This window comes from Curtobacterium sp. VKM Ac-1376 (assembly GCF_015351025.1).
Lineage (GTDB): Bacteria > Actinomycetota > Actinomycetes > Actinomycetales > Microbacteriaceae > Curtobacterium.
Genome location: NZ_JADKRV010000007.1, coordinates 1 through 19,854 on the forward strand (window position 1 = coordinate 1; position 19,854 = coordinate 19,854).

17 protein-coding genes and 1 tRNA gene are annotated in these 19,854 nt (G+C 71.1%); 14 read left to right on the forward strand and 4 right to left on the reverse strand.

Annotated features, from left to right (window positions below):
* Nucleotides 1-560: 560 nt before the first annotated feature.
* Nucleotides 561-1,700, forward strand: a complete 1,140-nt coding sequence (locus tag ITJ56_RS09965; RefSeq protein WP_194630291.1) for a zinc-dependent alcohol dehydrogenase — start codon at nucleotides 561-563, stop codon at nucleotides 1,698-1,700.
* 11 nt (nucleotides 1,701-1,711) lie between these two features.
* On the forward strand, nucleotides 1,712-2,326 hold the full coding sequence (locus tag ITJ56_RS09970; protein WP_228517475.1) for a hypothetical protein: 615 nt from the start codon (nucleotides 1,712-1,714) through the stop codon (nucleotides 2,324-2,326).
* 444 nt (nucleotides 2,327-2,770) lie between these two features.
* Here the strand turns inward: ITJ56_RS09970 and ITJ56_RS09975 are convergent.
* Nucleotides 2,771-2,856 (reverse strand) — tRNA-Leu (locus ITJ56_RS09975).
* A 160-nt stretch (nucleotides 2,857-3,016) separates the two neighbouring features.
* Here ITJ56_RS09975 and ITJ56_RS09980 point away from each other — a divergent pair.
* The 3 genes from ITJ56_RS09980 to mshC all read left to right on the forward strand — a co-directional run bounded on the left by ITJ56_RS09980 (nucleotide 3,017) and on the right by mshC (nucleotide 6,587).
* Nucleotides 3,017-4,357: a M20/M25/M40 family metallo-hydrolase gene (locus ITJ56_RS09980; RefSeq protein WP_194630292.1), complete on the forward strand. Its 1,341-nt coding sequence runs from the start codon at nucleotides 3,017-3,019 to the stop codon at nucleotides 4,355-4,357.
* Nucleotides 4,358-4,515: 158 nt separating this feature from the next.
* Entirely contained in the window at nucleotides 4,516-5,346 is an 831-nt protein-coding gene (locus ITJ56_RS09985) for an undecaprenyl-diphosphate phosphatase (RefSeq protein WP_194630294.1), read from the forward strand.
* Nucleotides 5,343-6,587 (forward strand): cysteine--1-D-myo-inosityl 2-amino-2-deoxy-alpha-D-glucopyranoside ligase, encoded by a 1,245-nt coding sequence (mshC, locus tag ITJ56_RS09990; protein ID WP_194630296.1) that lies wholly within the window; start codon nucleotides 5,343-5,345, stop codon nucleotides 6,585-6,587. The genes ITJ56_RS09985 and mshC overlap by 4 nt, the downstream gene beginning before the upstream one ends.
* A gap of 183 nt (nucleotides 6,588-6,770) precedes the next feature.
* Here mshC and ITJ56_RS09995 read toward each other — a convergent pair whose 3' ends face one another.
* Complete coding sequence (locus ITJ56_RS09995) at nucleotides 6,771-7,706, reverse strand: proteasome assembly chaperone family protein (protein ID WP_194630298.1); 936 nt, start codon at nucleotides 7,704-7,706, stop codon at nucleotides 6,771-6,773.
* A 147-nt stretch (nucleotides 7,707-7,853) separates the two neighbouring features.
* Between ITJ56_RS09995 and ITJ56_RS10000 the strand changes: the two genes are divergently transcribed.
* The 9 genes from ITJ56_RS10000 (at nucleotide 7,854) to ITJ56_RS10040 (ending at nucleotide 18,155) form a co-directional block, all read left to right on the forward strand.
* Entirely contained in the window at nucleotides 7,854-8,612 is a 759-nt protein-coding gene (locus ITJ56_RS10000) for an HAD family phosphatase (RefSeq protein WP_323749774.1), read from the forward strand.
* Nucleotides 8,609-9,739 carry a tRNA (adenine-N1)-methyltransferase gene (locus ITJ56_RS10005; protein ID WP_228517477.1) on the forward strand — a complete coding sequence of 377 codons (1,131 nt, stop codon included), beginning with the start codon at nucleotides 8,609-8,611 and terminating at the stop codon, nucleotides 9,737-9,739. Before ITJ56_RS10000 ends, ITJ56_RS10005 begins: the two co-directional genes overlap by 4 nt.
* Nucleotides 9,740-9,781: 42 nt before the next feature.
* Nucleotides 9,782-10,705 (forward strand): FKBP-type peptidyl-prolyl cis-trans isomerase, encoded by a 924-nt coding sequence (locus ITJ56_RS10010; protein ID WP_194630299.1) that lies wholly within the window; start codon nucleotides 9,782-9,784, stop codon nucleotides 10,703-10,705.
* 71 nt (nucleotides 10,706-10,776) lie between these two features.
* On the forward strand, nucleotides 10,777-11,811 hold the full coding sequence (locus ITJ56_RS10015; protein WP_194630301.1) for a helix-turn-helix transcriptional regulator: 1,035 nt from the start codon (nucleotides 10,777-10,779) through the stop codon (nucleotides 11,809-11,811).
* Nucleotides 11,804-12,775, forward strand: a complete 972-nt coding sequence (locus ITJ56_RS10020) for a helix-turn-helix transcriptional regulator (RefSeq protein WP_194630303.1) — start codon at nucleotides 11,804-11,806, stop codon at nucleotides 12,773-12,775. The genes ITJ56_RS10015 and ITJ56_RS10020 overlap by 8 nt, the downstream gene beginning before the upstream one ends.
* A gap of 127 nt (nucleotides 12,776-12,902) precedes the next feature.
* A complete protein-coding gene (gene tatC, locus ITJ56_RS10025; RefSeq protein ID WP_194630621.1) occupies nucleotides 12,903-13,655 on the forward strand; it encodes a twin-arginine translocase subunit TatC in 753 nt (250 codons plus the stop codon).
* Complete coding sequence (locus ITJ56_RS10030) at nucleotides 13,652-16,090, forward strand: DEAD/DEAH box helicase (protein WP_194630305.1); 2,439 nt, start codon at nucleotides 13,652-13,654, stop codon at nucleotides 16,088-16,090. The genes tatC and ITJ56_RS10030 overlap by 4 nt, the downstream gene beginning before the upstream one ends.
* 11 nt (nucleotides 16,091-16,101) lie before the next feature.
* Nucleotides 16,102-17,694: an apolipoprotein N-acyltransferase gene (gene lnt / locus ITJ56_RS10035; protein ID WP_323749775.1), complete on the forward strand. Its 1,593-nt coding sequence runs from the start codon at nucleotides 16,102-16,104 to the stop codon at nucleotides 17,692-17,694.
* Between the two features lie 110 nt (nucleotides 17,695-17,804).
* Nucleotides 17,805-18,155, forward strand: coding sequence for an RNA polymerase-binding protein RbpA (locus ITJ56_RS10040; RefSeq protein WP_194630314.1), 351 nt, complete (start codon nucleotides 17,805-17,807; stop codon nucleotides 18,153-18,155).
* Between the two features lie 71 nt (nucleotides 18,156-18,226).
* Here ITJ56_RS10040 and ITJ56_RS10045 read toward each other — a convergent pair whose 3' ends face one another.
* On the reverse strand, nucleotides 18,227-19,381 hold the full coding sequence (locus ITJ56_RS10045; protein WP_194630316.1) for an SPFH domain-containing protein: 1,155 nt from the start codon (nucleotides 19,379-19,381) through the stop codon (nucleotides 18,227-18,229).
* A complete protein-coding gene (locus tag ITJ56_RS10050; protein WP_323749776.1) occupies nucleotides 19,378-19,851 on the reverse strand; it encodes an NfeD family protein in 474 nt (157 codons plus the stop codon). Before ITJ56_RS10050 ends, ITJ56_RS10045 begins: the two co-directional genes overlap by 4 nt.
* Between the last annotated feature and the right edge of the window lie 3 nt (nucleotides 19,852-19,854).

The following is a 19,854-nucleotide window of genomic DNA, read 5'->3' on the forward strand; positions in this document are numbered from 1 at the left end:
AGGCGCGGTGCCAGCAGGCACCGCGCCTCCCGTCCGTCCGCGGCCCGCGTTCGCACCCGCCTGCCGCAGTCCGGCACACTGACTCCCTCGGTGCCCGTGGCACGGAGGTCCCGGAAGCCGACCAGACGTGGATGCCACCGACACCGCCTCCTCCTGCGTCCGCTGTGGCGCTCTGCGCCGACCGGCAGCGCTCCGCGGCCCGACGACTGTTCGGGCGACTCGGGTCCTCGCTGGCGGCGACGGAGTTCTGGGCGCGGGTCTGCGAGGCGGACTCGCAGGGGCGCGGGCCGGCCGCTGGCCCGTCCCCGGCACGGCACTGATCCGCGGTGGCGCTCCGCGACGCTGCCGCCAGGCGGGTCAGGCTGTTCTCCGGGCGATCTCGTCGACGCCGGGGCGCGCGTCTGGCTGCGCTGCGAGCGCAACGCACGCACCTGACGGACGGGAGGCGCGGGACCGGGCCGCCGCGCGCCTCCCGTCCGGCGCCTGGTCAACGGACGCGGACCTGGGTCCGCTCCCACGTGCACCAGGTCAGCGTGGGGAGACGAGCGAGAGGAGCGTACATGCGCGCCATGACCTACCGCGGGCCCTACCGGATCCGCGTCGAGGAGAAGCCGGACCCCCGGATCGAGCACCCGAACGACGCGGTCATCCGGGTCGAACGCGCCGCCATCTGCGGATCCGACCTGCACCTGTACCACGGCTTGATGCCGGACACCCGGGTCGGCCACACCTTCGGCCACGAGTTCATCGGGGTCGTCGAGCAGGTGGGATCGTCGGTGGAGCGCCTCAGCGTGGGGGACCGCGTGATGGTCCCGTTCCACATCTCGTGCGGGACCTGCTGGTTCTGCGCGCGCGGCCTGTTCACGAACTGCCACAACGTCAACCCGAACGCCACCGCGGTCGGCGGGATCTTCGGGTACTCGCACACCACCGGCGGCTACGACGGCGGCCAGGCCGAGCGTGTCCGGGTGCCGTTCGCCGACGTCGGGCCGCAGGTGATCCCGGACTGGCTCGACGACGAGGACGCGCTGATGATGACCGATGCGCTCGGCACGGGGTACTTCGGTGCGCAGCTCGCCTCGATCCGCGAGGGCGACACCGTCGTGGTGCTCGGCGCCGGCCCGGTCGGCCTGTACGCGGCGAAGTCGGCGTGGCTGATGGGCGCTGGGCGGGTGATCGTCGTCGACCAGTTCGAGTACCGGCTCGAGAAGGCCCGGACCTTCGCGCACGCCGAGACGATCAACTTCGCCGAGGTGGACGACGTCGTGGTCGAGATGAAGAAGCAGACTGACTTCCTCGGTGCGGACAGCGTGATCGACGCCGTCGGTGCAGAGGCCGACGGCAGCTTCCTGCAGCAGGTCAGCGCCACGAAGCTCAAGATGCAGGGCGGGTCGCCGGTCGCGCTGAACTGGGCGATCGACGGGGTCCGCAAGGGCGGCACCGTCTCGGCGATGGGTGCCTACGGGCCGATCCCGAACCTGGTGAAGTTCGGCGACGCGATGAACAAGGGCGTCACGATCCACATGAACCAGGCGCCCGTCAAGCGGCAGTGGCCCCGGCTCCTGGAGCACATCCAGGCGGGTCACCTGAAGCCGAACGACATCGTCACGCACCGGATCCCGCTCGAGCACATCGCCGAGGGGTACCACCTGTTCTCGTCGAAGCTCGACGACTGCATCAAGACCGTCATCGTCCCGTGAAGGAGCCGACCGTGCCCGACAACGCCGTGCCCGACAACACCGCGGCCGATCACACCCCCTACGTCGCCGATCCGCCGCGTCGCGTGCCCTCGGCCGACGAGCTCCGTGCCCGGATCCCCGGGTGGGGGAGCGATCTCGACCCCGCCGACCGTCCCTCGGTGCCGAAGCTGTCGCGTGAGGCCGGTATGGCCACCGGTGCGCACTGGCACGTCCCACCGCAGCAGGACGGTGCGAGCGGCCGCGAGCGCTCCATCGAGCACGCACACGTCACCCCGGTGTTCGGCACGGCGCAGCCGCTGTCGGGCATCGCCGGGATCGTCCGTCGGTACGCCTACCGCCGTTTCGGCGAGGGGCGTCTGGCGCACTGGATGCTGCTCGTCGTCGGGGACCGCCTCGACGTGGCCACGCACCGGGTGACCGACGCGCTGCGCGGTCGCCCGGATCGGGTGATCCGTGAGACCGGCATCCGAGCGGAGCGAGGGAAGCACCCGGTGGCGTCGCGGCTCGGCTCGAGCCGGCGGGACTGGCGGCACCAGCTGCTCGACCCGCTCGTGGCGAACTGGGGGTGGCTCGCGGCGGTCAGCGCGGTCGTGTTGCTCGTGCGGCGGGCGCGGCGCTCGCGCTGAGCGCGCGCAGCGGGCGCGGCCCGTGGTCCGCGCGGTGCCGCGACTGCCGTGGTGCGGCGTTGCGCACTCGGTGGGAGCTTGTTTGCCCCGCACGGAGTGCGCAACCTCGCACGGGGTTGCGGCGCGCGCACAGTGCGGCCTGGAGGCGCGTGGCGGCCGCGCCCCGCGCCTCCCGTCCGCACGGTGCCGGGTCCACCGCCCGGTGCGGCCTTGCGCACTCGGTGCGAGCTTGTACGCGCCGCACGGAGTCCGCAACCTCGCACGGAGTGGTGACGCCGGACGCACCGAGCGCAGCGAGGTGGCGGCGGCGACGCCGGACGCCCTGAGCGCAGCGAGGTGGCGCACGAGGCGGTGACGCCCTGAGCGCAGCGATGGCGGCACTCGCCGGGAAGACACAACAGAAGATGCCCCCCGACCGACAGGTCAGGGGGCATTCATTTTCTGTGTCCGAGAGGGGACTTGAACCCCTACGCCCTAATACGGGCACTAGCACCTCAAGCTAGCGCGTCTACCAATTCCGCCACCCGGACAGGGTGTCTGGTGTCTGTTTCCCGGGTTGAACCCGGCGTTCCTGCCGAGAGAAGACACTAGCACGGGTCTGAACGCGCGATGAACACGGTTGCGCATCCCGGGCGAGTCCACTGCCATCGGCACCGGGATCGCTGCGGTACGGACCGATACCGTGGAGCCATGACGAACCCGGAGCCGACCGCGCTCGAGACCGACGCCGAGCGAGCACCCGAGCTCGAGGCCACCGCTGCGATCGCGCGCGACCTCATCCGCATCGACACGACGAACTGGGGCGAGGGGAAGTCCCGCGGTGAGACGGAGGCGGCGCACTACGTCGAGGACAAGCTCCGCGGGCTGGGCCTCGAGCCGCAGCTGTTCGAGTCCGAGCCCGACCGGGTGAGCGTGGTGGCGCGGGTCCCTGGACGGAACCGCGACAAGCCGGCGCTCGTGGTCCACGGGCACCTCGACGTCGTCCCTGCGGACCCGACGAACTGGTCGGTGGACCCGTTCGGTGGCGTGGTCAAGGACGGCTCGTTGTGGGGTCGCGGTGCGGTGGACATGAAGAACATGGACGCGATGATGCTCACGTCGCTGGCCGACGTGATCGCGCAGCACGGTGCTCCCGAGCGGGACCTGGTGATCGCGTACTTCGCCGACGAGGAAGCCGGTGGAGTACTGGGCTCGCACCACGTCGTGGACCGGCACCCGGAGGTCTTCGCGGGCGCGACGGCGGCGATCAGTGAGGTCGGCGGGTACTCGATCTCGCTCGGCGATCGTCGGGCGTACCTGCTGCAGACGGGCGAGAAAGCGCTCATGTGGGTGAAGCTCATCGCCCGCGGCACGGCGGCGCACGGGTCGCACGTCATCCGTGACAACGCGGTCACGAAACTCGCGGCGGCCGTCGCCCGGATCGGCAGCGAGGAGTGGCCGGTGCGGCTCTCCGCCACGACCGACGCCATGGTCGCCGAGGTCGCGCGGTTCCTCGGGGTCGATCCCACCGTGACGGGCCCGGACGAGGTCGCACTGGCCACCGGGTCGGCCTCGCGGTTCATCCACGCTGCATTGCACACCACCTCGAACCCGACGGTGTTGACCGCCGGGTACAAGCACAACGTCATCCCGGACACCGCCGAGGCCCTCGTCGACATCCGTTGCCTTCCCGGCGACGAGGAGACGGTGCTCGAGCGCGTGCGAGAGCTCGCCGGCGACGACGTCGAGGTCGTGATGTCGTTCCGCGACATCGGCCTCGAGCAGGACTTCGGCGGCCCGCTGGTGGACGCCGTCCGCGACGTCCTCGGCCGCCACGACCCGGGTGCGCCGGTTCTGCCGTACCTGTTGTCCGGTGGTACCGACAACAAGGCCCTCTCGACGCTCGGCATCGCGGGCTACGGGTTCGTGCCGCTGCAGTTGCCGGCCGGGGTCGACTTCCCCGCGATGTTCCACGGTGTCGACGAGCGGGTACCGCTCGAGTCCCTGGCGTTCGGCCGGCGGGTCCTCGCGGACCTGCTCGCGACGTACTGACCGACTGTGCCCGACGGCGACCGTCCGGATCGCCCGACCGTTCCGGATCGCCCGACCGCGAGCGCGGTCGCGGCACCGCCGCAGCTGCCGACTGATATTGTGCATGGTCGCCGTCGTGGCGGTGCCCCTGACCGACCTCTCCCCGAAAGGCCCGTGCGATGCACATCCTCGAGGCGATCTTCCTCGGCTTCGTCCAGGGGCTCACCGAGTTCCTGCCGGTGTCCTCCAGCGCGCACCTGCGCATCGTCGGGCTGTTCCTGCCCGATGCGAAGGACCCGGGCGCGGCGTTCACCGCGGTGACGCAGCTCGGCACCGAGACCGCGGTGCTCATCTACTTCTGGCGGGACATCACGCGGATCATCGGTCGGTGGTTCCGTTCGGTGTTCCGTCGAGACGTGCCGAAGGGTGACCCGGACGTCCGACTCGGGTGGCTCGTGATCCTCGGCACGATCCCGATCGGCATCGCCGGCCTCCTGCTGAAGGACTCCATCGAGACCACGTTCCGGTCGCTCTGGATCGTCGCGATCGTGCTCATCGTCTTCGGCATCGTGCTGGGGGTGCTCGACGTCGTCGGCCGCAAGGAACGGCGGATCGAGCACATGACGTTCCGCGGCGGGCTGCTCATCGGTCTGGCGCAGATGCTCGCCCTCGTGCCGGGGGTCTCGCGTTCGGGCGCCACGGTGTCGATGGGGCTCGCGCTCGGCTACACCCGACCGGCGGCAGCGCGTTTCGCCTTCCTGCTCGCGATCCCCGCGGTGTTCCTGTCGGGGTTCTACGAGGCCGCGACGAGCCTCGGCGACCACGGTTCGCCGTTCGGACTCGCCGACACGCTCATCGCGACGGTCGTCGCGTTCGTGGTCGGGTTCGTCGTGATCGCGGCGTTCATGAACTACATCAGCAAGCGCAGCTTCATGCCCTTCGTGGTCTACCGGATCGCACTCGGTATCGTTCTGATCGTGTTGTTGTCGCTCGGAGTGATCCAGCCGTGAGGGCCTGGCAGGCCCCATCCGTCCCCGACGTCGCGGGCGCCGCGCCGCGCCCGGTCGTCCACGACACCGCCACGGGCAAGCCGGTGGACCCTGCGCGCGACGAGGACCGCGCCGCGCTGTACGTCTGCGGCATCACCCCGTACGACGCCACGCACCTCGGCCACGCCGCGACGTACCTGGCGTTCGACACCCTCGGCCGGGCCTGGCGGGACGCCGGACTCGACGTCGAGTACGCGCAGAACGTCACCGACGTGGACGACCCGCTGCTCGAGCGCGCCGCCCGCGACGGCGTCGACTGGCGTGAGCTGGCGGCGTCGCAGATCGACCTGTTCCGCCGCGACATGGAATCGCTCCGCATCCTGCCGCCGGACGACTTCGTGGCCGTCACCGACGAGGTCGAGCGCGTCGCCGCAGCCGTCTCGTTCCTGCAGGAGACCGGATACGCGTACGCGGTACCGACCGACGGTGCCGAGGGCGACGACCTGTACTTCGACGTGCACCGTCCGACCGACGGCTGGACCCTCGGTGACGAGAGCGGCCTGGACCGCGACACCATGCTGGCACTGGCCGCGGAGCGCGGGGGCGACCCGGAGCGACCGGGCAAGCGGGACCCGCTCGACCCGCTGCTGTGGCGTGCCGCCCGCGACGGCGAGCCGAGCTGGGACACCGAGATCGGACCTGGACGCCCCGGTTGGCACATCGAGTGCAGCGTCATCGCCGGTGATCGCCTCGGCCTGCCGATCAGCGTGCAGGGCGGCGGGAGCGACCTGGTCTTCCCGCACCACGAGATGAGCGCCGGGCACGCCGCTGCCCTGTCGCACCTGCCCCTCGCGAACGCCTTCGTCCACACCGGGATGATCGCGTACCAGGGCACGAAGATCTCGAAGTCGCTCGGCAACCTCGTCACGGTGCGAGGGCTGCTCGACGGCGGCGCTGACCCCCGGGCCATCCGGCTCGCGCTGCTGTCGCACAAGTACTCCGACGACTGGGAGTGGTTCGACACCGAACTCACCAGCGCCGAGAAGCGTCTCGCCGGGTGGGACGCCTGGTCCTCCGGAGCGTCCGCGGGGCACGCGGACGACGCATCCGACGTCGCGGGACGCATCCGCGCGCGGGTCTCGGACGACCTCGACACCCCCGGCGCCGTCGCCGCGGTCGACACCGCGATCGCGGGTGGCACGGCGTGCACGTCCGAGCTCGTCGACCTGATCGACGCGCTGCTCGGCATCCGCCTGGCCTGACGCCGCGTGGCGGGCGCCGTCGCGCCCGCGCCGAGGGGTACCGAACTGTCGCCCGGGCAGGCCGCAGCCGACAGATCGCGACCACTCGGCGGAGGTGAGCGGGGTGTCGTGGCCCACGCGACCGACGGACGGGAGGCACGTGGCGGGCCCGCCACGTGCCTCCCGTCCGTCAGTGGGTGTCGGCTACTGCTGCGGCGGCTGCTGGGGCCGCCACGGCCCCTCGCCGCCGGCGGTGCCGCCGTCCTTGCCGTCCTTGCGCTCACGACGGCGGAGGTACTGCTCGAACTCCTGCGCGATGGCATCGCCCGAGGCCTCGGGGGAGTCGACCGTGTCGCGCGCCTGCTCCAGCTGCCCGATGTAGGACGCCATGTCCTCGTCGTCGGCGGCGAGGGCGTCGATGCCCTCTTCCCACTCGGTGGCGTCGTCGAGCAACGTCCCGCGCGGCACCGTGACGTCGGTGAGCTCCTCGATCTTGTCGAGCAGCGAGAGCGTGGCCTTCGGCGAGGGCGAGTTGTGCACGTAGTGCGGCACCGACGCCCACAGGGACAGCGTGGTCAGCCCGGCCTTGTCCATCGCGTCGGCGAGGACCCCGAGGATGCCGGTCGGCCCCTCGTACGAGGACTTGTCGACGTCGAAGGCAGCGCGGACTCCGGCGTTCTCGCTCGAGACGAACACCGAGATCGGCCGGGTGTGCGGGACGTCGGCGAGCATGGCGCCGACGAAGACGACCGCGTCGATCGAGTAGACGTCCGCCAGATCGATGATCTCCGCACAGAACCCGCGCCAGGTGCGCGACGGCTCGGGGCCGACGAGCACGAACACGTCGCGGTCGGTGGGGGAGCCGGTCGCGCCGATGACCGGGCGGCCCTCGGCGCCGGGGCCGTACAGCACGATCCGGGGCCACTGCACGCCACGCACGCCGCTCTCGTCCGAGCCGACGGAGGGTCGGTTGAACTGGTAGTCGACGTACCGCTCACCGTCGAGCTCGCGCAGCTCGTCCAGGCCGAGCGACTCGACGATGCGCCGGGCGAGGCCGCTCGCGGCTTCACCGGCGTCGTTCCAGCCCTCGAAGGCGACGACGAGCAACCGGCCGTCGCTGAAGGGGGAGTGCTGTGGCACGGAGCGGACCTCCTGGTGGTGGAGCGGAGCGGGGCGGGAGCGGAGCCCCCGGCCGGACACGATTCAGGCATCCACTGTAGGCCCAGCGTGTGTCCGCGCACGCGAGCGTCCGCGCCCAGCGGAACGGCCCCGGTAGACTCGTCGCCCGTGACCGCGCATCCTCCTGTCCTCGTCCCGCCCGCAGCAGTGCTGTGGGACATGGACGGCACGATCGTCGACACCGAGCCGATCTGGCAGCGGTCCCAGGTCGACCTGACGAACCGGTACGGCGCGGAGTGGACGGAGGAGGACGGTCTGTCCCTGGTCGGCAGCGGTCTCGAGCGCTCCGGCGAGCTCCTGCGCGCCAAGGGCGTCGACATGGAGGTCGAGGAGATCATCGAGTGGATGACCGACTACGTCATGGGCCACCTGCGCGCCGGTGAACTGCCGTGGCGTCCGGGTGCCCGCGAGCTCATCGAGGAGCTGCACGCCCGCGGCATCCCCACCGCGCTCGTGACGATGTCCCGTCGCAAGATGGCCCTCGTCACGGCTGAGGCCCTGGGCGAGCGCGGCTTCCGCGTCGTCGTGGCCGGCGACGACGTCGACCGCCCCAAGCCGTTCCCGGATCCCTACCTGTCCGCCGCCGCGCAGCTCGGCGTCGAGCCGACCGCCTGCGTCGCGATCGAGGACTCCGCCACCGGTGTCGCCTCAGCCGTCGCCTCCGGTGCCGTCACGGTCGCCGTCGAGCACATCGTGCCGCTGTCCGAGATCGCGGGCGGTGACGTGCACCTGACCACCCTGTCGGGCGTCGACGTCGACCGCCTGGTCGAGTTGACCGCGCCGGCCCTGGCTGCACGCGCGGCCGAGTCGGGAGGCCCGGTGCCGGACCCGGCGCACGCTGCGGACACCGAGGGGGTCACCCGATGAACCACACCGACGACGCACGCGACGAGGCCAGCGTGAGCAGCGCCTCCGACGCGACGGCAGCGCTCCCGCACACCGTGGGTGGTGCCCCGCACACGCCGCCGCGCGGCCCGTTCCGGGCCGGTGACCGCGTGCAGCTCACCGGTCCGAAGGGCAAGCTCACGACGCTGTCCCTCGAGACCGCCGGTGAGTACCACACGCACCGCGGGGTGCTCCGGCACGACGACGTCATCGGCCAGCCCGACGGCTCCGTGATCCGGGCGAGCACCGGCGACGAGTACCTGGCGCTCCGTCCGCTCCTCAACGACTACGTCATGTCGATGCCACGTGGTGCGGCGATCGTCTACCCGAAGGACGCCGCGCAGATCGTGGCCTTCGCCGACGTCTTCCCGGGCGCACGCGTGGTCGAGGCCGGCGTCGGTTCCGGTGCGCTCTCGCTCTTCCTGCTCCGCGCGATCGGACCGACGGGCCAGCTGCAGTCGTTCGAGCGCCGCGAGGAGTTCGCGGCGATCGCCAGGGGCAACGTCGGCACCTTCCTCGGCGCTGTCCCGGACAACTGGTCCGTCACGGTCGGCGACCTGGTCGAGGCACTGCCCGAGGCCACCGAGCCGCAGACCGTGGACCGCGTCGTGCTCGACATGCTCGCCCCGTGGGAGTGCGTCGACGCCGCCGCGGACGCCCTCGTCCCCGGAGGGCTCATCGTCTGCTACGTCGCGACCGTCACCCAGCTGTCCCGGACGGCCGAGGCCATGCGGGACACCGGACGGTTCACCGACCCGATGCCGAGCGAGACGCTGGTGCGCACCTGGCACGTCGAGGGCCTCGCCGTCCGCCCGGACCACCGCATGGTCGGGCACACCGGGTTCCTCATCACGGCACGACGCCTGGCCGACGGGACGGTGCTGCCGAACCTGAAGCGCCGCGCGGGCAAGGTCGAGTTCTCGGACGAGGACATCGAGGCCTGGACCCCCGGTGCCGTGGGCGAACGGGCGACGAGCGACAAGAAGCTCCGCAAGGTGGCCCGGCAGTCGGCGGCGCAGGCGCGCAAGGTCGCGGCGGCCGAGGCATCGTCGACGGCTCCGACGGACCCGGCTCCGTCCGCGTCCGGTGGCGTCGAGGACGAACGGTAGGCTGACAGCGTGCCCGTCCTGCATCGAACGGAAAGAGGGTCCGTGCGCACCATCCCCGCACTCCTGGTCACCATCGGTCTCGCTGCCTCGCTCACCGCGTGCGCCTCGAACGGTGCCGGCACCACACCCTCGAGCTGCGGCGCCCCCGGCGCCGCGTCCGAGGCGGTCACCGCCACCGGCACGTTCGGGTCGGAGCCCAAGATCTCGGTGCCGAAGGGCCTGACCACCAAGGGCACGCAGGTGTCCGTGCTCACGCAGGGCAACGGCCGTGCGATCGACGACGGCACCCCGGTGCTCGTCGAGTACACGCTCGTCGACGGCTCCACCGGCGAGGTCGCGCAGACCAGCGGCTACTCCGGCCAGACCGCCCCGATCACGGCCGGCGCGAGCAACTACGGTGCCCTCGGTGCCTCGCTCGAGTGCGCCCACGTCGGGGACCGGCTCGCCGTCGCCCTGCCGAAGAGCGCGCTGAGCAGCTCCGCCGACGGCACCACCGGCAGTGGTTCGTCCTCGAAGACCGAGGACGCCGTCATCGCCGTGATCGACGTGAAGCGCGCCTTCGACGCCCGCGCCACCGGTACCCCGCAGCTCGCCGGCGACCGGATGCCGGCCGTCGTGCTCGCCCCGTCCGGAGCCCCCGGCATCACGATCCCCTCGTGGAGCGCGCCCGAGTCGAACGAGACGCACCTGCTCCGCAAGGGCGACGGTCGTGCGCTCACCGCGAAGGACACCGCGGTCATCAAGTACACCGCCGTGACGTGGGGTGCCGACTCGTCGGTCGCCGGGTCGAGCTGGACCGACGGCTCCGGCGCACAGACGGTGCCGCTCGCCAAGGGCCAGATCGACGAGGGCGTCCGGAACGCCATCGTCGGACACCGCGTCGGCGACCAGGTGCTCGCCGTCGTGAACCAGCAGGGCACCGCCTACGCGTACGTGATCGACGTGCTCGGGTCGATCCCCAGCTGACCCTGATCCACCGTCCACCGACCGCGGCGCGGGTGCACTCCGGTGCACCCGCGCTGCCGTAGGATCAGCTCGTGCCAGCGACCCGTGTGCCCCGTGTGCCCGCCGAGGAGCGGCTGTTCAGCCTCGTGCTCGCGCTGCTGTCCACGGAGTCCGGGCTGACCAAGGCGGAGATCCTGGCGAACGTTCAGGGGTACCGGCAGCGGTTCTCGCCCGGCGGGGACAACGCCTCGCTCGAGCGCCAGTTCGAGCGCGACAAGGACGACGTCCGCGAGCTCGGCATCCCGCTCGAGACGATCGAGACCCCGGGCGCCGCCGGCAACAACCAGACGCTCCGGTACCGGATCCCCAAGGGTGAGTACGACCTGCCGGTCGACGTCCGCTTCACCCCGGACGAGTCGGCGCTGCTCTCCCTCGCGGCGATGGCCTGGCGCGAGGGTGCGCTGTCCGCCGACTCCCGCCGAGGCCTGCTCAAGGTGCGGTCCGCCGGGTCCGAGGACGACGACGGTGCCCTGCAGCTCGGCGTCGACGCCTACGCGCCGCGGCTGCGCGCTCGGGACGCGGCGTTCGAACCGCTCCGTTCGGCACTCGACCGCGGTGCCGCCGTCCGGTTCGACTACATCACGCCGGGACAGCACGATGCCCGGCGCCGTGAGGTCGCCCCCCTCGCCCTCGTCCAGCACGGCGGGCGGTGGATGCTCGCGGCCCACGAGTTCGCCACGGACTCCGACAAGAACTACCTGCTGTCGCGCATCGTCGGACCGGTCACGCAGGACGAGGTCGGGCAGCACACGGCCCCGGTCGGCGCGGGGGAGCGTACGCTCGCCGAGCTCGAGCGGATCTGGGCCGAACGCACCGCACGCATCGCCGTGACGCCGGGGTCCGACGCCGAACGCCGGCTCACCCGCCGTCGGGACACCGAGACGGACGCCGAGGGCGCACTCGTGCTGCACCACGTCGACCCGCAGATCCTGGCCGAGGAACTCGCCGCCTTCGGGCCCGAGGTCCGCGTGCTCGAACCCGCCGACCTGCGCTCGCGCGTCGAGGAGCGACTCCGTGCCCTCGTGCGGGACCACAGCGATGCCGGAGAGGACACCGACCATGGCTGATTCACAGCCGCTGCAGGCGCAGGACAAGCTCGCCTTCCTGCTCGCCCTGGTGCCCTACCTGATCGACCGCGAACGCGTCTCGGTGGCCGAGGCCGCACGGCACTTCGGTGTACCCGAGGCCCGGATCCGCCGCGCCGTCGAGCTCATCGCGGTGTCCGGTGTCCCCGGCGAGACGATGCAGTACCAGCACGGCGACCTGTTCGACATCGCCTGGGACGACTTCGACCAGAACGACATGGTCGTCCTGACGAACCTGGTCGCGATCGACGACTCGCCTCGGCTCTCCGCGCGTGAGGCCTCGGCGCTCATCGCCGGACTGCAGTACCTGAGCGCGCTGCCCGAGGCCGCCGACCGCGACGCCATCCGCGCACTGATGGCCAAGCTGTCCCGCGGCGCCGGGGGAGCGGCCTCGACGGTCGCCGTCGGCCAGGACCTGCACGACGTCGCCCTCGCCACCATCCGCCGTGCGATGTCCGGCGGCCGCGGGCTGACCTTCGAGTACGCCGGACCCCGGACCCAGGGCGGCACCCGCCGGGTCGACCCGCTCCGCGTGGAGTCGATCGACACCGACTGGTACCTCCGCGCGTGGGACCTCGACCGGCAGGCACTCCGCACGTTCCGACTCGACCGGATGTCCGAGGCGCGGGTCGACGACCGTCCTGCCGAGAAGACGATCGACCAGGTCGTGATCCCGGACACGCTGTTCCAGCAGGCCGCCGACGACGTCATCGTCACCGTCGAGCTCGACTCGACCTCGCTGCCCCTGGTGGCCGACTTCCTGTCCGACACCGCGGACGCGCCCGACGGCGATGGCCGAGTGCGCATCCGGCTGGCGGCGTCCCACGGCTTCGACGGCGTGGTCCGGCTCGTCGCCGGGCTGCCCGGACGCGCCGTGGTGCTCGACCCGCCCGCAGCCCGCGCCGCCGTGCGGGACTTCGCTGCCGCGGCCCTCGCTGCCCGCTGAGGCTCCGTCGCACGGACCCCCGTCCGACTGTCGGCCCTGACCCCGTAAGATCGTCGACATGGCTTCGACGACCGCGAGCGGGCGAGCGAAGCGGCAGGGGCGCCAGAAGACCGACGCCGAAGGCCGCATGTCGCTCGGGCAGCACCTCATCGAGCTGCGCAACCGTCTGTTCCGCGCAGTCGTGGCCATCGTCGTCGGTGCGATCGGTGGATGGTTCCTCACCCCGTGGGTGCTCGACTCGCTCCGCGCGCCGGTGACCGAGCTCGCGAAGGTCGGCGGCCACACGGCAGAGCTGAACTTCCCCATGATCACCGGGGCGTTCGACCTCAAGCTGCAGATCGCCATCACCATCGGCGTCGTCATCGCGAGCCCGGTGTGGCTCTACCAGGTCTGGGCGTTCATCGTCCCTGCGCTCGTCCGTCGCGAGCGTCAGTACGTCTGGGGGTTCCTCGGCACGGCGATCCCGCTGTTCTTCGCCGGGTGCTACTTCGGGTGGTACATCCTGCCGCACGTGGTGGGGATCCTCGGCAGTTTCGTGTCGAGCGAGGACACCTCGATCGTCGATGCGAAGGCGTACTACGACTTCGTCATCAAGCTCATCGTCGCGGTCGGCATCGCGTTCGTGCTGCCGGTGTTCATCGTCCTGCTGAACTTCGTCGGCGTGCTGTCAGCGTCCGCGATCATCAAGTCCTGGCGCGTGGCGATCCTCTGCATCCTGGTGTTCTGTGCGATCGTCACCCCGAGCGCCGACGTCATCTCGATGTTCCTGCTCGCCGTCCCGATGGTCGTGCTGTACATCGCCGCGTGCTTCGTGGCGTGGCTCCACGACCGGCGGGCGGCCAAGCGCCAGGCCAAGCTCGACGCGGAGTACGGCCTGTGAGCGGCGCCAGCGCAGCCGAGCGGTTCGCTGCGGCCAAGGCACGCAACCGGTCGCGGAACCTCGAGCTCTTCCGGGCCGATCTGCGGTTCGACCTCGACCCCTTCCAGTTCGCTGCCTGCGACTCGCTCGACCAGGGCCGCAGCGTCCTGGTGGCAGCGCCGACCGGTGCCGGCAAGACGATCGTCGCCGAGTTCGCGATCTGGCTCGCGATGCGGCAGCCGACGGCGAAGGTGTTCTACACGACGCCGATGAAGGCGCTGAGCAACCAGAAGTACGCCGAGCTCGTCGACGTCTACGGCGAGTCCGAGGTCGGCCTGCTCACCGGTGACACCAACGTGAACCCGCGCGCCCGCGTCGTCGTGATGACGACCGAGGTCCTCCGCAACATGATCTACGCCGACTCCGACCTGCTCGACGACCTCGCCTGGGTGGTCCTCGACGAGGTGCACTACCTGGCCGACCGGTTCCGCGGCGCCGTGTGGGAAGAGGTGATCCTGCACCTCCCGACCGAGGTCCGCCTGGTCTCGCTCAGCGCCACGGTCTCCAACGCCGAGGAGTTCGGCGACTGGCTGCAGACCGTCCGCGGCGACACGGACGTCATCGTCTCGGAAGACCGTCCGGTCCCGCTCGAGCAGCACGTGCTGGTCGGCTCGAAGATGGTCGACCTGTTCGACTCCAGCGGTGCCGCGGCGACGAACCGCGTGAACCCCGAGCTGCTCCGGATGGTCGGTGGTGGCGCGCGCAGCGAGCGGAGCGGTGGGGGACACCGCGGACGTGGCGGTCGCGGAGGCTACCCTGAGCGCCGCGGGCCGCGCACCGAGAAGGTGCACCGCGAGAAGATCGCGCACATGCTCGACGAGCGGATGCTGCTGCCCGCGATCTTCTTCGTCTTCAGCCGCAACGGCTGCGACCAGGGCGTGCGCAACGTGCTGCGCTCCGGTCTGTCGCTCACCACGGTGCAGGAGCGGAACGAGATCCGCGAGACCGCGGAGTACCACTGCCGCACCCTCCTCGACGAGGACCTCGCCGTCCTCGGGTACTGGGAGTGGCTCGAGGGGCTCGAGCGCGGGGTCGCGGCACACCACGCCGGTCTGCTGCCCGCGTTCAAGGAGGTGGTGGAGAACCTCTTCCAGCGCAAGCTGCTCAAGGTCGTGTTCGCCACCGAGACCCTCGCGCTCGGCGTCAACATGCCGGCCCGCACGGTGGTGCTCGAGAAGCTCGAGAAGTTCAACGGCGAGGCTCGCGTCCCGATCACTCCGGGGGAGTACACGCAGCTCACCGGTCGTGCCGGGCGCCGCGGCATCGACGTCGAGGGGCACTCGGTCATCCAGTGGAGCGACGGGCTCGACCCGCAGGCGGTCGCCTCACTGGCGAGCCGCCGCACGTACCCGCTGAACTCCTCGTTCAGGCCGACGTACAACATGGCCGTCAACCTCATCGACCAGTTCGGCCGACAGCGCACGCGCGAGGTCCTGGAGACCTCGTTCGCCCAGTTCCAGGCCGACCGGTCCGTGGTCGACCTGGCCCGCAAGGTCCGCTCGCAGCAGGAGTCGCTCGAGGGCTACCGCGAGGCGATGCAGTGCCACCTCGGCGACTTCACCGAGTACTCAGCGCTCCGCCGCGAGCTCTCGGACCTCGAGCGGACGAACGTCCCCGGCGGGCGCGAGGCCTCGCACGGTGCACGCCAGGAGCGTCAGGCCGCGATCACCGCGGTCCGACGTCAGCTGCAGCGGCACCCCTGCCATGCCTGCCCCGACCGCGAAGCACATGCCCGGTGGTCGGAGCGCTGGTGGAAGCTCAAGCGCGCCAACGACAAGCTCGTCCAGCAGATCCGATCCCGAACGGGCGCGGTGGCCACGACCTTCGACCGTGTCACCGAGGTGCTCCTCGAGCTCGGCTACCTCGTCGACGCCGGCAACGGCGAGGCCACGGTGGCCGCGGGTGGCCGACGGCTGCAGCGCATCTACGGCGACCGCGACCTGCTCGTCGCTGAGTGCCTCGAGGCGGGTGTCTGGAAGGACCTCACCCCGGCGCAGCTCGCCGCCATGGCCGCGACGATCATCTACCAGCCCCGCCGCGAGGACGCGCCCGGCACCGAGCACGCCCTGCCGCGTGGTGCGTTCCGTCCGGCGCTCGACGAGACCCTGACGATCTGGTCGCGCCTCGACGACATCGAGCGCGCGGCTCGCCTGGCCGGATCGCAGCCGCCGACGCCGGCGATGGCCGTCGGGATGTTCCGCTGGGCATCGGGCTCCGCGCTCGACGACGTCCTCCGGACGCTCGACCTGCCGGCCGGAGACTTCGTGCGCTGGTCGAAGCAGGTCATCGACCTCCTCGACCAGATCCGCAACGCCGGCGACGCCGACCTCGCCCAGACCGCTCGACGTGCGACCGATGCGGTGCGCCGCGGCATCGTCGCCTACGCAGCGGTCTGACGGGAGGCACGGTGCGGGTTCCGGAGACCGGTGTGCGCGGGCTGCCCGCGCGGGTGGGCCGCGGTGCGGTCGTGGACGGCCCGTTCGCCGCGCTGCCGCTGGACACCGCCGTGCCGCTGGCCGTCATCGGCGGGCTGCTCTTCGCGTTGGCGTTCCCCTCGCCCGGTTGGTGGTTCCTCGCCTACCCCGCACTCGCCTGCATGCTCCTCGCCGTGATGGGGCAGCGTGCACGCCGAGCCGCGTGGGTGGGCTACGTCGCCGGTGCCGCGTTCTGGATCCCGGCCATCTCGTGGGCCGGCCGCTACCTGGGCCCCGTCCCGTGGTTCGCGCTCGCGCTCCTGGAGGCCGCGTTCTTCGCCCTCGGCAGCGTCGCCATCGCGCTCGCGTACCGCTGGGTCGCGCGGGTGGTGCCCTCCACTGCCGGACGTGTGTGGGGCCTCCCGGCTGTGGTGGCCGCACTGTGGACCGGACGTGAGTGGTTCTCCGGAAGCTGGCCGTACGGCGGATTCGCGTGGGGTCGTGTCGGGCTGTCGCAGTCGCAGGGGCCGTTCACCCACCTGGCGGCCTACGTGGGCGTCCTCGGACTGACGTTCGTCGTCGTGTACTGCGTCGCGGTCGTCGTCTCGCTCGCCCTCGTCACCCCGCGCGCCACCGGCGCGTCGGTGCGGGTGGCGATGCGCGTGGCGACGGCCGGACTGCTCGTCGGGGCGGTCCTCGCGGTGCCGGCTTGGCCCACCGCGACGGACGGCACGATCCGGATCGAGTCGGTGCAGGGCAACGGCCCGGCCGGCTACTTCGACCGCGCGCAGCCCGGCGATGTCCTGGCTGCGCAGGTCGCGGCGACGGACGTCGACGCGACGGGCGTCGACCTGGTGGTGTGGCCGGAGGCCTCGGCGGAGTACGACCCGCGGCAGCAGCCCGTGATCAGCTCAGCGCTGGACTCGGTGGTCGACTCGGTCGACGCGCCGATCGTCGCCGGTGCGATCACGCAGACACCCTCGGGCGTGCTGCACAACACTTCCTTCGTGTGGACGGCCGACGGGTGGCAGTCCTCCTACGACAAGAAGCGTCCGGTGCCCTTCGGTGAGTACGTGCCGGACCGGTGGTTCTTCTCGAAGCTCGCGCCCTCGCTGATCGGGCTGCTGCAGCGTGACTACACCCCGGGTACCAAGCCGAACGTGCTCTCGGTCGCCGGGGTCCGGGCGGGGATCTCGATCTGCTTCGACATCGTCGACGACGGGCTGACCGCCGACATGGTGCGTGGGGGTGCGCAGGTGATCCTCGCGCAGACGAACAACGCCGACTTCTCCGGCACGGACGAGAACCTGCAGCAGCTCGAGATCGCGCGGATGCGGGCGATCGAGACCGGACGGTCGCTCGTGAACATCTCCACCGTCGGGGCGTCGCAGGTCATCGACCCGAGCGGTCGGACGATCGACCGAGTGCCGGAGTACACCGCGACCTCGATGGTGACCGACGTACCGCTCGGCACCTCGACCACCCCGGCGACGCTCCTGTCCGGATCCATCGCCCTGCTGCTCTCGCTCGCCGGGTTCCTCGTCCTCCTCGCCTGCGCGCCCTGGGGTCGTCGACCCCGTTCCTGATCCGCCCCGCCGCGCCCACCCACTGGGAACGGACTGTGAATGCGCCGGGACGGGAGTGATGGGCCGTGGGACAGTGTTGGGGATGGCAGACGAGCGAGAGGAGCACACACATGGCTGATCGGAGTCTCCGCGGCATGCGGCTCGGGAGTCAGAGTCTCCAGAGCGAAGAGGGCGTCGAGCTCTCAGATCGCAAGCGCGCGGTCTACCAGACGGAATCGGGTGAGACGTTCGACATCGTCTTCTCGGCCGATGCCGACGTTCCCCAGACCTGGTCGGAGCCCCGTTCCGGTCGCGAGGGCCGTCTCCTCGGCGACGACGGGATCCCCGTCGAGGTCGCCCAAGAAGACGTGAAGGCGCCCCGCACCCACTGGGACATGCTGCTCGAGCGTCGCTCTCGTGAGGAGCTCGAGGAGCTCCTCGAGGAGCGACTGAAGATCCTCCGCGCTCGACGCGGCGCCTGAGACCACGACCTGACGAAACGACGCCCGCTCCGGGATCCGGAGCGGGCGTCGTCGTTCCGTGCTGTCGCGACCTACTGCTCGTCCGTGTCCAGCTTGCGCTTCGTGGCGTCGTCGGCGGCGGCCAGACGCGCTTCGACGCTGCGGTTCGAGTCAGCGAGACGGGCGTCGAGGTCGGATTCCGGCACGATGTCGGACACCTTCGCGTCCGGTCGGGGCGGGGCCGCGTCGGCGGTCGCGGCCGATGCCGTCGTCGAGAGACTCTCGTTCGCGAGCTTCGAGATGCGCGACAGGAAGTCGGCGTTCGCGCCCGCGCCGGCGACCGGGCCGCTGCCGGTGCGTCCACCCGAGAAGCCCTTGGCGATGCCGGACAGGGCCTCGGTGAACTCACTCGGGATCATCCAGAGCTTGTTCGCGGTGCCCTCGGCGATCTTGGGCAGCATCTGGAGGTACTGGTACGAGAGCAACTTGTCGTCCGGGTCACCCGTGTGGATGGCCTCGAACACCGTGGCGATCGCGGACGCTTCGCCCTCGGCGCGGAGCACCTGGGCCTTCGCGTCGCCCTCGGCCTGGAGGATGGCGGCCTGTCGTGCACCCTCCGCCTCGAGGATCTGGGACTGCTTCGTGCCCTCCGCCTGGAGGATGGCGGCACGACGGTTGCGCTCGGCGCGCAGCTGCTGCTCCATGGCGTCGACGATCGACACGGGCGGCTCGATCGCCTTGAGCTCGACTCGACCGACGCGGATGCCCCACTTGCCCGTCGCCTCGTCCAGGACGACGCGGAGTTGGCCGTTGATGTTGTCGCGGCTGGTCAGGGCCTCTTCGAGGTTCAGACCACCGACGACGTTCCGGAGCGTCGTGGTGGTGAGCTGCTCGACGGCGCCCAGATAGTTCGCGATCTCGTACGTCGCGGCACGAGCGTCGGTGACCTGGAAGTAGACCACGGTGTCGATGGAGACCACGAGGTTGTCCTCGGTGATCACCGGCTGCGGCGGGAACGAGACGACCTGTTCACGCATGTCGAGCAGCGGCCGGAGACGGTCGATGAACGGCACCAAGAGGTTCAAGCCCGGGTTGAGGGTCTTGTGGTACTTGCCGAGTCGCTCGACGACGCCCGCGGTGGCTTGCGGGACGATCCGGATGGCCTTCGACAGGACGACGATCACGAAGATGACGACGACGAGGATGAGCACGAGCAGTGCGATCGTCCCCGGTGAGATGCTGGTCACGAGGTGGCCCTTTCTGCGAGGCGCACGACCGCGGTCGACCCCTCGATCGACTCGACGACCACGGGGGTGCCGAGTGGCGGTGTGCGGTCGACGGAGCCCGCGGCGAACCGTGCGCTCCAGGTCTCGCCGTTGGCCAGGCGGACCTGGCCGGGAGCGGAGGTGGTGAAGGCGACCGCGACGGTGCCGGGGAGCCCGATGAGTCCCTCGACGTTCGTGCGGTGCGGGTCGGCGTTGCGGCCGAGCGCCACGAGCAGTCGGGGCCGCACGAGCGACAGCAGCACCAGCGAGAGGACGGCGGCGACGATCGCCGACAGCCACCACGGTGCGCCGAGCAGTGCGGCGACGAGCCCGCCGGCGGCACCGGCAGCGAGCATGATGAAGATGAAGTCGAGGGTGAAGATCTCGACCACGCCCAGGAGCAGCACCAGTCCGATCCAGACGATGCTCTGGATCCAATCGATCCCGTTCACGCG